Source organism: Pseudoalteromonas sp. S1727, from assembly GCF_005886375.1.
Classification (GTDB): Bacteria; Pseudomonadota; Gammaproteobacteria; order Enterobacterales; family Alteromonadaceae; genus Pseudoalteromonas; species Pseudoalteromonas haloplanktis.
In genome coordinates this window covers 1-230 of sequence record NZ_PNDT01000361.1, presented here as the reverse complement: position 1 = coordinate 230, position 230 = coordinate 1, and the positions used below count along the sequence as shown (strand labels likewise).

Here is a 230-nt window from a genome sequence, read left to right as displayed (position 1 = left end):
ATCTATTGTTTGTTGTTTTGGGAGAGCTTAGTTCGCTTTATGGATAATACCAATCCATTGCCCTATTTTCCTGAGTACGAAGGATACAGATACCTTGCACCAATCCCCGCTGAGTTTGATAAACAACAACATCTCCCATCGGTGTACTGGCGAGATATGAGCCACGCCCAACAAACTGAAAACTACCATCATTTATATGATGCAGCATACAAAATAGATTGTTATAACTA

Annotated in this window: 1 pseudogene; it reads left to right on the top strand. The window is 39.6% G+C overall.

What is annotated here, in order from left to right:
• Positions 1–39: 39 nt before the first annotated feature.
• Positions 40–230: pseudogene (locus tag CWB85_RS22300) on the top strand (hypothetical protein); the annotation flags it as partial.